The 12,815-nt window shown below is 47.6% G+C and carries 15 protein-coding genes; 9 read left to right on the top strand and 6 right to left on the bottom strand.

Going from position 1 to position 12,815, the window contains the following annotated elements; genetic code table 11:
• Positions 1–230: 230 nt before the first annotated feature.
• Complete coding sequence (locus R50912_RS15205) at positions 231–1,496, bottom strand: hypothetical protein (protein ID WP_042236073.1); 1,266 nt, start codon at positions 1,494–1,496, stop codon at positions 231–233.
• 319 nt (positions 1,497–1,815) lie between these two features.
• Positions 1,816–2,655: a sulfurtransferase gene (locus tag R50912_RS15210; RefSeq protein WP_042236074.1), complete on the bottom strand. Its 840-nt coding sequence runs from the start codon at positions 2,653–2,655 to the stop codon at positions 1,816–1,818.
• A gap of 201 nt (positions 2,656–2,856) precedes the next feature.
• Here R50912_RS15210 and R50912_RS15215 point away from each other — a divergent pair, with 201 nt between their 5' ends.
• Entirely contained in the window at positions 2,857–3,813 is a 957-nt protein-coding gene (locus R50912_RS15215) for a phosphotransferase enzyme family protein (RefSeq protein ID WP_331281929.1), read from the top strand.
• Positions 3,814–4,090: 277 nt separating this feature from the next.
• Here the strand turns inward: R50912_RS15215 and R50912_RS15220 are convergent, their stop codons facing one another.
• Positions 4,091–4,429, bottom strand: coding sequence for a hypothetical protein (locus R50912_RS15220; protein ID WP_156123138.1), 339 nt, complete (start codon positions 4,427–4,429; stop codon positions 4,091–4,093).
• Between the two features lie 71 nt (positions 4,430–4,500).
• On the bottom strand, positions 4,501–4,872 hold the full coding sequence (locus R50912_RS15225) for a hypothetical protein (protein ID WP_042236079.1): 372 nt from the start codon (positions 4,870–4,872) through the stop codon (positions 4,501–4,503).
• A gap of 260 nt (positions 4,873–5,132) precedes the next feature.
• Between R50912_RS15225 and R50912_RS15230 the strand changes: the two genes are divergently transcribed.
• From R50912_RS15230 to R50912_RS15250, 5 genes are read left to right on the top strand one after another with little or no spacing between them, the layout of a single operon-like run.
• A complete protein-coding gene (locus R50912_RS15230) occupies positions 5,133–6,104 on the top strand; it encodes an ABC transporter ATP-binding protein (protein ID WP_042236081.1) in 972 nt (323 codons plus the stop codon).
• Positions 6,097–6,846 (top strand): ABC transporter permease, encoded by a 750-nt coding sequence (locus R50912_RS15235; RefSeq protein ID WP_042236082.1) that lies wholly within the window; start codon positions 6,097–6,099, stop codon positions 6,844–6,846. Before R50912_RS15230 ends, R50912_RS15235 begins: the two co-directional genes overlap by 8 nt.
• On the top strand, positions 6,846–7,220 hold the full coding sequence (locus tag R50912_RS15240; RefSeq protein ID WP_042236083.1) for a GntR family transcriptional regulator: 375 nt from the start codon (positions 6,846–6,848) through the stop codon (positions 7,218–7,220). The genes R50912_RS15235 and R50912_RS15240 overlap by 1 nt, the downstream gene beginning before the upstream one ends.
• Positions 7,221–7,234: 14 nt before the next feature.
• Entirely contained in the window at positions 7,235–7,936 is a 702-nt protein-coding gene (locus tag R50912_RS15245) for an ABC transporter ATP-binding protein (RefSeq protein WP_042236085.1), read from the top strand.
• Entirely contained in the window at positions 7,930–8,664 is a 735-nt protein-coding gene (locus R50912_RS15250; RefSeq protein ID WP_042236086.1) for a hypothetical protein, read from the top strand. The genes R50912_RS15245 and R50912_RS15250 overlap by 7 nt, the downstream gene beginning before the upstream one ends.
• A gap of 92 nt (positions 8,665–8,756) precedes the next feature.
• Here the strand turns inward: R50912_RS15250 and R50912_RS15255 are convergent, their stop codons facing one another.
• Positions 8,757–9,137 (bottom strand): PilZ domain-containing protein, encoded by a 381-nt coding sequence (locus R50912_RS15255; RefSeq protein WP_039306017.1) that lies wholly within the window; start codon positions 9,135–9,137, stop codon positions 8,757–8,759.
• A gap of 144 nt (positions 9,138–9,281) precedes the next feature.
• Between R50912_RS15255 and R50912_RS15260 the strand changes: the two genes are divergently transcribed.
• Positions 9,282–9,887: a pentapeptide repeat-containing protein gene (locus tag R50912_RS15260; protein ID WP_042236088.1), complete on the top strand. Its 606-nt coding sequence runs from the start codon at positions 9,282–9,284 to the stop codon at positions 9,885–9,887.
• A 127-nt stretch (positions 9,888–10,014) separates the two neighbouring features.
• On the opposite strand, the gene R50912_RS15265 is transcribed toward R50912_RS15260, so the two are convergent.
• Positions 10,015–10,302 carry a hypothetical protein gene (locus R50912_RS15265; RefSeq protein ID WP_231637862.1) on the bottom strand — a complete coding sequence of 96 codons (288 nt, stop codon included), beginning with the start codon at positions 10,300–10,302 and terminating at the stop codon, positions 10,015–10,017.
• A 265-nt stretch (positions 10,303–10,567) separates the two neighbouring features.
• Here R50912_RS15265 and R50912_RS15270 point away from each other — a divergent pair, with 265 nt between their 5' ends.
• Both R50912_RS15270 and R50912_RS35600 read left to right on the top strand, forming a co-directional pair.
• A complete protein-coding gene (locus tag R50912_RS15270) occupies positions 10,568–12,202 on the top strand; it encodes a sensor domain-containing diguanylate cyclase (RefSeq protein WP_042236091.1) in 1,635 nt (544 codons plus the stop codon).
• Positions 12,203–12,624: 422 nt separating this feature from the next.
• Entirely contained in the window at positions 12,625–12,729 is a 105-nt protein-coding gene (locus R50912_RS35600; protein ID WP_197073088.1) for a sporulation protein YjcZ, read from the top strand.
• Positions 12,730–12,815: the final 86 nt, after the last annotated feature.

Genomic DNA, 12,815 nt, shown 5'->3' on the forward strand with positions numbered 1-12,815 from the left:
CAGCTTTACATAACTAATCGATCGCTCCAACTTCCTGCAAAGAGTTGTACATTCGCAGCTGGCAACGTGAATGCTAGTTGGCTTCATGTTAACTTCGGAGTATAAAAAACGAGAGTTACATACAATTTACTGAGTCAAACAATGTTTACTATACTCATACATGTTCATAAAAGTAGGATTAGCTTCAAACCATCATCGGAAATTATTAGAAAGCTAGATTTAGAGGCGCTTTAATTACCTAATATCTCCACCAGCTCTTGAAACTCTTTTTGTATAAGTTCCTCAACGGATTGTCTATTTCTCTTAAGTATTCGAGCCCGTTTTTGCTTATTTTCATTTGAAAAATAGAATTCAAAATCTATCGTACAACCTTCTTTCTCAAAATACTCAACGTTTGTCTCACTTGTAAGCGGTAGTGGACCGATCTCCTCATTAAAAAAGACACCTTTGACTTTGTAGAGATCCATAATATCTTTAAGACCCCTGTCATGTGATAAAAAGAAGGGTAAATAAAATCGCCCTTCGCCAACATTCTTCATGAAATATTCCATAACTCGCGGGACAATAAAGTCCCATGATATATTTTCAATTTTTTTTAATAAATCAGATGTTTTACCCCTTTTTTGAATTTTGCTAAATATTCTAAATCCACCAGGTTTATTGAAATATTTATGTGCCAATATCATTTCACGATCAAAGTAGGCACCTACAATCTCATTCATGTATTCAAATAACTCAGAAACTTTCTTTGCAGCATTCTTTCCACTTTTAAAGTTTATTTTCAGTATTCCAATTAGTATTAGTGTCATTTGTTTTTGGATAAAGATAAATTGATTCAGAAATTCTTTCCCGCTTTCACTGCAATACAAGTCCTCAATTAATTTATTTGCATTGTTAACTGCTTGTTCTTTGGAAATTGTGTAAATTATTCTATTAGAATCTTTAAATTCATCAATATCTATACTTTTAAAAAGCTCTAAACTAACTAAATTCGAATGCAGATCCTGATGCTCCTTTATGAAAATTTGTAAGTCGAATTCCATATGTAGTGAAGTATCCTTGTAGTTTTCTAGTAAATAGAACCAATAGTCATAATTAAATCTTTCCTTTAGCAATATAGAAATTGTGTTGAATACATTATTATTGAAATCTATAGTATCAGCATTGATAAATCTATGTATATAGCTCGCATAATTTGAATCAACCATTATTGAATAATCAAGTGGAAAGTCTACTGATTTTCCGTCGTTTATCTCTTCTAATAATTTTTCATCAACAAAAAATAGATTTTCTGAAGAAAAATAAGAAACAAAATCATGTGCATCCGACCTAGCCAGGTTACTTAGTTGATTTGGGATTATATCTTTATCATAATTCACAAGTGCTACAATTGTTTTAAATTTTCTAGAAGTAATGCCGTAGATGTTTAATGAAAATAATACATGATTAGGTTGTTCGGCCTTAGATAAAAGAAACAAAAGCTTCTCAAGTTCCAAAAAAATGTACCTCCAGTATTATAAGTCACTCAACTTTCGCACCTGAATAAATGGCTAAAAGCCTTGAGTGCGTATGAAGAATTCTGTGGATTTTCTCAAATTAACAAAAAACACCTTACTTGTTTGGAGCGTTCTCCTGATCTCTCTCGATGTGTTCAGGGAGCGATAATTAGTTAATGTCCTTTATCTGCTTGCAAATGTTTTCTCCCGCTTGAGGTTAACTCCTTGTTGGCTTAAGATACCTCTTGGACTCTGTACGAATTCTAAACCTATATGATCCCAGCACAAATAGCCCGCGTCGGACGCGGGCTCATCATATTTACTCTTCCCCAGTCGCCACCGGATTCTCCTCGTACGAAATCCAGTCACTCCAGCTTCCCGCATACAGCCGCACGTTCTTGAACCCAGCCTTCTCCAAGGCCAGTACATTCGGGCAAGCGGTTACTCCGGAGCCGCAGTAGACGATGATCTCACAGTCCTTGTCGAGACCTGCAAAGTGCTCCGCAAGCTCATCGGCGCTCTTGAAGCTGCCGTCTGCGTTCTGCGTGTCTTTCCAGAAGTAATTAACCGCGCCGGGGATATGTCCGGCCTTCTTGTCCAAGGTCTCGTTCTGGCCGTGATAGCGGTCATTCGCGCGGGAGTCGATCAAGACAGCATTTACCGTCTTCTTCGACACCTCCCGAACCTCTTCAACGTCCACCAGCATATGCGGCTGTACATTTGCCGTAAAAGTACTTGGCACCCGCACCGGCTGATGATCCGTCACCGGGTATTTCTCGGCTTTCCACTGGCTGAAGCCGCCTTCCAGGATGAATACCTGCTCGTGTCCGAGGTAGCGCAGCAGCCACCACAGCCGGGCAGCGTTCATGCCGCTCTCATCGTCATAGGCGACAATACGTGAATCGTTGCCGATTCCAAGCTTCGTGAGCCGTGCGGCCAGCACCTCAGGATCAGGCAGGGGATGACGGCCGCCATGTCCGCCAACCGGAGATGACAGATCCAGCTCCATATCCAGATAGACTGCACCCGGAATATGCTCTTCTTCATAACTATTTCTGCCGGCCTGAGGTTTGCCCAGTGTGAAGCGGCAGTCAACGATGATCTGCTCCGGCTCGTAGAGTCTGGCGAGCAGCCAGCGTTTGGTTACGGTAGCGTGCATATGTATCCCATCCTTTACTTATATTCTGTGAAGTTAATTATAACGGAAAAATAGATTTCCGCATAACCGCTGAACCTGAATCATGGCAATTTGACATAGTCTCAATCCTGATTCTACAATGGCTTGAGAACCAGTGGAGTGAACTGAAGATAATTACAGTACATATATTTACTTGGAAAGGGGCAAAAGCCTACGGATACTATTGTAAGCCAGGCCTGGCCGGAGTGGAATGGAACGTTAAGGAAGCGGAGCGGAGGCTGGAATAACACCACCTACTTCGTGGACAAGGACGCCCGCCGCGCTGTACTAAGAATCTATGATACACATCGGGACCGGAATAAAATAGAGTTCGAGCATGCCGTGCTGCAGAAGCTGGCTATACTGGATTTGCCGTTTAAAACCCCTGTTCCCATTCTTACCTCCACAGGGGAAACGATGGTTCAGCTTGAAGAGGGGGAAGGGAAGCTCGCTTGCCTGTTCGGCTATATTGATGGTGAATCTCCCGCTGAACAGGATTCCGGCTTCTATGAGTCGTTCGGTGAGGCAGCTGGGACATTATCTGCTGTGCTCGCTGATGTGAAGCCGGAGAGCCCTCCTGTATACAGGCCCTACTATGAGCTGGGGCGGTCGTACCCGCTGTGCACCCGGGAAGCGCTCCGCGACCTGTTGTTGAATCCGCCTGAACCTCTCCAGGGTTTGCTGCCCGAACTGAAAGTGCTTGTTGAGGCTTATGAAGGAGTGGCAGACTCACTGGAGCAGCTGGAGGAGTTACCCCACCAGCTGGTGCATGGCGATCTTAATGCCTCTAACCTACTGGTGAATGCGGAGGATGCTGCGCAGGTGACGGCGCTGCTTGATTTTGAGTTCTGTACCTGGGATGTACGGGCCATGGAGGCTGCGGTCATCTTGTCCGGAATGCTGTGCCATGAAGAGGAAGAGCGGATTATCCGTGATTTCTGGCGGGGCTTCAGCCGCAAGATCATGCTTACCGCAGAAGAATTCACAGCGATTCCGACGCTGATCCTGCTGCGTAAGGTCGACGTCTTTCTTCATTTTGTCACCCGTTACTGGAAGGGCATTGATGAAGTGAAGGTGCTGCAGGAGCAGATCGCAGTGCTCGCGGCAGAGGTGATACAGATGTCGGGCGGGAAGCTGTAGCTGAATTTATTCATCCGCTAGTTTACTGCCAGCCCTCCCCCGTACGGAAATTAATGATTCGCCGGGAAGCAGGAAGATACCGGATGGCGGTTATTTCTGTTTCATGAGCAAGAATCAGATTGCTCATATAGCCATTAACACGGAATCTCCCCTGATCCGTGGTGTCTACGATGAGCGTACAGCTGCCGCTGGTTTCGCAGCTTTTCCTGCTGTCCGTAATTAGGGTAGAATACTCGGCGAAGCTGCCGCTTTTCCAATAATGAACCAGGTCAAGCGTCTACTGAGGGGTTTGGAAGACAAAGGTTAGAACCAGCAGCACCGCTGCGGGCCAATTCAGGAAGCTGAAGATATAGAAGAACCGGTAGCTGCCCTTGAATTTGTCCCTAGCTCTAATTGTGATGCCGTAAAGCTTCAATGTTAATATCAGTCCGGCTATCCATAAGATGGCACATTGCACCGTTTTGGCGGTGATGAGCCCCTGCTGCACTCCAAGCCCCCAGGCTGTGACATAATAGCGGTCAGCAAACCCCAGGATAACTACGGCAAAGGCAAATCCAGCTAACCGCCAGAAGTATTTCTGGAAGAAGGTTTCCTTGATTACCCGCTTTGGATTCATTTGAACAACCAAATAGGGCACACTCCGGCTGGGCGATACCGGAGCGTGCCCTATTGGTCTTGTGGATGCTACTAGATCAGCCGGTAACCCGAAGGCAGATTTCCGCTGCTGCGGATGCTGCGGATTTGTGCCAGGGTCAGCCTTTGGTTAGTTGAGATAATCGACTCTACATCGTTGCCTGAGATATAGTCATCCAGATCACGAATACTGTGGTTCCCGCGAAGTACACGGAAGCTGCCTCTGAACCGGGTTCTGCTGAACAGGACGAGCGTAGCATTGCTGCTGGTGGAGAAGAAACGGAGACTTTCGATTCCGTCCAGGATATTGTCTGTATTACGGATACCCAGATTGCCCCTGTAAATTCTGCTTCTTCCCCGGTAGTTTTCCTCGCTGTACACGGTCAGCCGCGGATAAGTCTGTGAGATATGAACCTCTTTGTCCATGCGAACTCCTCCTCGAAGCTGGAATGGCAAATGCAGTGCGATACTGCCAGTTGCAATACTATTCTATGATTGCTTTGGAAGACTGGTATGGTTAAACCCCACGCATGAATAGCCTGTTTCAGGTGAGGATAAGGAAAAAATTCACAAACGGGCTTTACAGATTGAAATGTCTAGTGTACTATTTAACTAACACACCAATACAACAATTTAAAAGCACAGTTGAAAACAATAACAATCCCGTACTACACAAGGAGGCTGTCATGAATACATCCACTCGTAATCAAGGGCTGTCAGGCCCGGTGAAGAAAGAAACCGTATTGGAAATGCAAGGCGTCAGCAAGGTGATAAAAGGGAAGGCAATCGTAGACAACCTTAGCTTCGACATCCGCAGAGGGGAGATTATCGGACTGCTGGGTCCGAACGGTGCGGGCAAAACGACCACCATCCGCATGATGACCGGACTCATCCGTATGAGCGGAGGAGATGTCCTCATTCATGGGCACAGCATACAAAAGGATTTCAAGCGGGCCATCTCGCAGATCGGAGCGATCATCGAGAATCCGGAGTTTTATCCCCATATGACCGGTTATGACAATCTGAAGCAGTATCTGCGGATGAGCGACGGGGCCGGAGAATCGCGGATTGATGAAGTTGTGGCGCTGGTTGGACTGCAGGAAGCGATGGAGAAGAAGGTAAAAGCGTATTCGCTGGGCATGCGCCAGCGTCTGGGCATCGCCCAGGCCTTGCTGCATTCGCCGAAGCTGCTCATTCTGGATGAACCGACCAACGGGCTGGACCCCGCCGGAATCCGGGAAATGCGCGATTATATGCGCACGATTGCCGAGGTGGAAGGCATTGCAATACTAATCTCCAGCCATATGCTGGCCGAGATTGAACAGATCTGCCACCGCGCAGTTGTCATTCAGAACGGGAAGCTTGTGACGGTTACGCAGATTGCTGAGGCGCCGGAAGCGCGCAGTGAAGTAGCCCTCACCATCCGGGTGGATAATACCGGGAATGCGCGTACTGTTGCCGAAGCATTGCAAGGTGTGGAGGTGACCGGGACAGATGAAGCTCACTCCGAGCTGCATGTAAGCCTGCCCGACGGGAATGTTCCGGTGCTTGTGGCTGCACTCAGTGAAGCTAAGGTTGGGGTATACCGGATTACCGAGAATAAACAGAGTCTGGAAGATGATTTCCTGAAATGGACAGGGGGGAACCGCATTGCGTAAATTTAATCAGCTCGTACTGAATGAATGGCTCAAAATCTCGAAGAAACGCAGCTTTACTGTTCCATATGCCCTTCTGGTGCTGATGGTATTTGTAATAGGTTATATTGTGCACACGGTGGCAGGGGCGGATACGTATACCTCTGCGGCGGAATTCACAGCAGACTCACTGCTGCCTACAGGAATCGGCCAGGTGCTGGTGATCCTCGTCATTGTAGGGATATCGGGGATTGTGTCCAAAGAATACAGCCAGGGGACCATCAAGTTTCTGCTGATCCGGGCCCGCAGCCGGACTGCGATACTGGCCTCTAAATATGTAACCGTACTGCTCTATTCATTGAGTATGCTGCTGATTGCAACGATCGCGCTGTTTGTCTCAGGAATGATCTTCTTTGGACTCAGCGGAGGGGATTCAGGACTCAGCGATATCCTTACCTCACTGTTGTACTCCTCCGTATACTGCATCGTGTATGCCACGCTCGGATTTATGCTCGGAATCCTGACCCGCTCAACAGGGGTGACGATCGGTGCGACTATCTTTGCCACTACCATAGATAAAATCATCATCAACCGTGATTTCTATAAATACTTCCTGTTCCCGAACCTAAATCTCGCAGCGTATAAAGATGGGGGTGCGCCGATGCCTGGAATGACGTTGAACTTCTCCATTGTGCTGCTGTGCATATATCTGGCGTTGTTCCTGTTCGCTGGATTTGCGGTCTTCAGACGCAGGGATGTTGCTTGATGGTTATCGAATTTGATAACAACCAGCCGATTTATCTTCAGATCATGAATTACATCAAAGGGGAGATCATTACAGGCAAGCTGAAGCCCGGTGACAAAATCCCCTCAGTACGTGAATTGGCGGCAGAAATGCAGATTAACCCGAATACGGTACAAAGAACCTTTCAGGAACTGGAGCGTGAGACAATCGTGGAGACTCGCCGCGGCATGGGCAGATATGTTACCGGAAGAAAAGAGACGATTCTGACCATCAAGAAGGAAATGGCACAGAATGTGCTGGACCGTTTTATCCGCGGCATGCAGGAGCTCGGCTTCCAGGGTGAAGATATTCTGGCGGCCGTAGCGGAGAATATACATCAGCGCGACCAAGAATAGGGGGATTACCAAGAGTGGATGAGTTACTTGAAGTACAGGGTGTGACCAAGAAGTTCGGCTCCAAACAAGCACTGCGCAATGTCTCTTTTAGACTGGGCGCAGGCAGAATTACCGGACTGCTCGGCAGCAACGGCAGCGGCAAAAGCACCCTCATGAAGCTGATCGCAGGATTGGCACAGCCGGGCTCAGGCCGGATATCAGTCCTCGGTGTTCCCATTGGGGTGGAGAGCCGGAAGCTTGTATCCTTCATGCCTGATGTCCCCGTTACGGAGTCTTGGATGAATGTGGGGGATGCGCTGAAGTTCCAGCGGGATTTCTACCCGGACTTCGATCAGGCCAAAGCACATCGGATGCTCGATTTCATGAACCTCAGAGGGCAGGATAAGGTCCGGACGTTATCCAAAGGGATGAACGAACGTCTCCAGCTCACGCTTGCGCTGTCGCGCCGGGCCAGACTCTACATGCTGGATGAACCAATCGGCGGTGTCGACCCTGTAGCACGGACCAAGATTCTGAATGCGCTGATGGAGTTCTATGAGGAAGACAGCAGCATTCTGATCTCTACACACCTGGTGAACGATATCGAACGAATTTTTGACGAGGTTATTTTCTTGAAAAACGGGGAGATCGTTCTCCAGCGCGAAGTGGAAGAGCTCAGACTGGAGCGCGGGAAAAGTATAGATGAGCTGTTCAGAGAGGTGTTTGCCGAATGCTGAAGCTGCTAAAATATGATCTGAGACGCAGAAGGGAACGGATCCTTGTCTTTATTGTTATTGCTCTGCTGGTTCAGCCTGCGATTTGGATATCCAGCACTAAAGTTAATGAACAACTAGTTTCGCTGAATCTGGTTATCTACTTTATACTTGCATTGGCGCTTGTATTTATAGCTGTATTCAGTTATTTCCGGAATCTGAAGTCTTACCAGCGGCGGCTTATCCCGGTTACTGCCCTGCAGACGGTCATGTCACCGTTGCTGTTTGCGCTGCTGCTAATCTTGACGGTGATCGCACTGGGCCTGGTGCATTTTAGCATTTACCAGCTTATCTACCCGCTAGACTTCCTGCCGGACAATATAGTGTCCGTTGGCTTAAGATGTTTACTGCAGTTTATGTGGTCAGCTGGTTTCATGATGATTATGGTCATGTTCTCTATTACTGTAGCATTAAGCTTACGGTTCAAGTGGAGAATATGGGTAGGGATTGTGATCCTCACACTTCTGCAGAATGGTATAGCCTATCTTGAAAAACTTATGTTTAACAGCTATTTCATTGGTCTGGACAATACCTTTAATTTTGAGGTTTACGAGAGTAATCTGCGGCCAGAAAGCGGAGTAACGATTAGATACCTTTCTACCAATCAATGGCCGCTTGTGCTCGAATTTGTAGTTGCCTTTATTCTGATCTATTCAATGGTTGTAATGGTGAAGAAAAGAATTGAAGTGTGATCGTGTAGGGAGCTGCCCTGAGCATATGTCCATTCAACAAGAAAGCAAGGCTGACGATGTCAGCCTTGCTTTCGTTTTTGTGCAAATTACAGTTACAATCCTTGAGCCCTTCTGCCGTGGGTCCAGATCTCCAGCTCCCGCAGCAGCTGTTCTTCTTCGGCTTCCTGCAGATCAAGCCTTACCCCGTACTGGAATTGTCCAAGGCCGAACATCCAGCCCCAGCGGACACTTCCTTCATACTGAAGCTTCTCTTCCGCCAGCTGGAAATGTATAATCAGCTTCGTATCACCTGCAGTAAAACGGAGGTTCAGAGAAGTACGTACCTTACAGCCGGAACGGCTAAGGTCTAGCAGGATGCCTTCCGTCAATTTACCGGCTCCGGGCCCGTTATTACTGGCCGGGATTTCAAGCCAGCAATCGATGGGCTGGTTCATAACATAACGGAACGGTTCTTTTCTGCTGGAGTCATCCATCATTTACCTCCGCGAGTTTATTTGCTATTATATCGAAACGGCTACACTTGGACAATCTCCTAAAGTAGTATATTTAAAAATAAATTATTATCCGGTATTCAGAACTTTAGAATCAATACCCATAGGAAGAGGGGTCAAAACATTATGTATCAATACCACAATGAAACCTTTCAGAATCATAACTTTGATTATGCCAATATGCAGGATGGAGAAATAAATGGTTGTACCTTTGAACACTGCTCGTTCAGAGGGGCTTCCATGGAAGAAATGACCTCCACCGGCTGCCGTTTTGTGGACTGTGATTTTACCGGTGCGCTGCTTAATGCTTCACTGCATCGAGACGGGGCTTTTACCAATTGCAAGTTTACCGGGGCGAATCTGTTTGTGTCGAAGTTTGAGAATTGCAAGATGATTGGTTCCGATTTTGCGAATGCCTATATGGATGGGATTACTCTCACCGGAGGGGACTGGGCTTATACGAATCTGCGCCATCTGAATCTCAGCAGGCAGGATCTGCGGGGCATCCGGTTCGCCGAGGCGGATATGCAGGGCTGCAATTTGCAAAAAGCGGACCTGCGCGGTGCCGACTTAAGCCGTGTACAGCTTGCGCAGTGCCAGCTTGCAGGGGCGGATCTGCAGGGTGCCAAGCTTGAGGGGATAGACCTGAAGAGTCTTGATCTTAAAGGGGTAAGGCTGGATGTGGAGCAGGCTGTGCTGCTGGCGCGCTCGATGGGAGCCAAGGTCGGATAACCGGAGGGGCTGGCCGGTTATTCCCTATACACCTGCATAGGTGAAGCAACAAAGGAACTGCCGCCCCGGAACGGGACGGCAGGGCTGCAGTTTTTGTTGGGGCTGCTTTATGTAACCTGGTGAAGAATTAGAGGCTATAGAGTGAAGCCATGCAATCTACGAACATTTTGTTGTACTGGGAACGGGTCAGATCGCTGGAAGAGGCAATATCTCTGCCAAGGAACTCAAACCAGGTAATTTCCGTGCCGTCTTTTTTATAGAGGAATCTCTGGTGTTCAATGGCAAAAACCTCATTCTCATAAGAAGGGACATGCTCAAATTTCAGCTCGGTCCCCTGTTTCTCCGATATAAGCGTTGCCAGCAGAATAAGCATTTTGAACGGATCATCATACATTTCAAATTGTTCTGTCATCATCAATCACTCCTTAAGGTGGCATGTGCTACAGAGCAGATTATACTATAATGCCACAAAGTAAACACTATCATCCGCCCAACTCCGCACAATATTGATACAACATATGAGCTAAATTAAGGAAATCGGAAAGTCTGCCGGTAGCTGTATTATATTTCCCCTGATTCCTTCCGATAAATAATTATCGACGCTTTTCGACATTGAGTGTGCTTCCAGGCAACCTCGGCGGTCGGTGCTACGAAAAGGTCTTCCGAAGAGGAGAATGTGAATGTCTTTAAATCTGCGTACGTTATTTGCAACGGCTTTTGCGGTCATTATTATCCTATTAACGGCGTTGCTCAGCTATGTTATCGGCCACCGGTCTACTCAGTCCGTAGAGATCAGCATTGGCAGCTCTCTGGCAGAAGAAGCCTACCAAATGTCTGAGAAGCTTGATCATTTCATGTGGTCACGTTCCGGAGAAGTCGAGGTACTCAGCAAGCTTAATGCGTTTCAGGAGCCGGTTGACTCCTCAGAGATCAGCGGATTGCTTCATCAGCTGAAGAAGAGTCTGCCGGTGTTCACCTGGGTGGGTTTCCTCGATAATAAAGGGAATGTCCTTTCTTCCACAGATCATATTCTCCAGGGTACGAATGTTAGCCAGAGGCCGGTGTTTCAGGAAGGCCTGAAGGGGACCTTTACCGGTGATGTCCATGATGCGGTGCTGCTCTCCAAGCTGCTTCCCAATCCTACCGGCGAAGCCTTACAGTTTGTGGATGTTAGCGTGCCGGTTATTGACAAGCAAGGCCGGACAAGCGGTGTACTGGCCGCACACCTCAGCTGGGAGTGGTCGCGTGAAGTCGAGGCTTCCATTGTGACTCCGCTTAAGGAGCGCCTGAAGGGCGTGGAAGTGTTTGTAGTCAGCAGGAAAGATGACACAATCCTTCTGGGTCCTGAAGCGCTTGTCGGCAAAAGAATGCCGCAAGAAGTGCTGCAAAAAGCCCGTAGCGGAAATAGCTCATGGATTATTGAACAGGAGCGGAATCAGGACTCCTATCTGACCGGCTACGCATACGGAGACGGCTATCTGAATTACCCCGGGCTGGGCTGGTCGGTTATTATCCGCCAGCCTGCGGATATTGCTTTTGCCTCGGTGCATCAGCTTGAGCGCTTCATTCTGATCAGCGGACTGATCACCGCAGTTGTCTTCGCGGTTATCGGATGGCTGCTGGCCGGATGGATCAGCCGTCCACTGAGGAACATTACCCGTACAGCCGACCTGCTCAGCTCCGGCGCTGATGTGGAGATTCCATCTTCGACCCGGTTCAAAGATGTAGCGATTCTGTCTGCGTCACTGCGCAACCTGGTGAATAATCTGACCAAAACAGAGAACAAGCTGAGCTATATGTCGGATATGGCGCTGCATGACAAGCTTACGGGCTTGCCCAACCGGGCAGCACTGGATGAATTTCTGGCCCATGCGGTCAGCAAAACCAAGCAGAGCCGCACAACGCTTAGTTTCTTATACCTTGATCTGGACGGCTTCAAAAAAATAAATGATACCTGCGGCCATGCAATCGGCGACGCTTTGCTGCAGGAGGTAGCCTTCAGACTGGTGGATTGTACACGTGATAATGAAATCGTAGTCCGGCTGGGCGGCGATGAGTTCGTCATTATTCTTAATACTTCTGCCGGTAAACCTATGAAGGAGGCAGAAATTGTGGCTTCACGGATTATCAGTAAAATCAATTTGCCTATTGTGATCAGAGGTGAGAATCTGCATGTCGGCTGTAGTGTAGGCGCGGCAGTATGGACACCGGACGGGGGCAGCGACATCGTTGAAACCCTGCGGCTGGCGGATGAAGCGTTATACATTTCCAAGCGGAGCGGAAAGAACCGGATTACCTTCGAAGCGGCTTCTTAAGTGATCCAGCGCAAGTTCATATACGCAGCGAATAACCTCTCTCCGTCAAATGACGGAGAGAGGTTATTCGGCATTCTAGTTATAGAGAACTATATGCAAATATGTATCTAACGAATTCAGCGTAATCTCTTGCGTGGCTTAGACCACCATTTAATCCACAGAAATCCTTCGTCATCACGGAAAAACTTAATACCTATCCAACTAAGCGGTGTCCAGAACTCCTTAAAATAATATGACGGCATAGTAAATTAGTCCCTCCGATATAGTTAATTATTACTAGTTTACGCTACGATGGAAGATTTCACAATACTTTTTTTGCTTATAATTACCATATTATGCATTAGCCCGGTTTTTTCAGGACCTCAGGCATATGATGCTAAGGAAAGACATAAACGACGGCACAGGCTGAGGGAGGAATTGCAATGGGAGAGAATGTGGCTGGTTACGGCTATGGCTGTATTGGAACGTCTGCTGCTACCATTTTGGTACTGTTTATCTTGCTGGTTATTATCCTCAGCGTATTTTAGCTGAAGCTAACTAGACGAATAACTTAAAGAAGCGCCGGAGCGGGAGCTCTGGCGCTTTTTGCATAAATGACCCTGAAGTATCAGGG

The organism is Paenibacillus sp. FSL R5-0912, from assembly GCF_000758605.1.
Taxonomy (GTDB): domain Bacteria; phylum Bacillota; class Bacilli; order Paenibacillales; family Paenibacillaceae; genus Paenibacillus_AQ.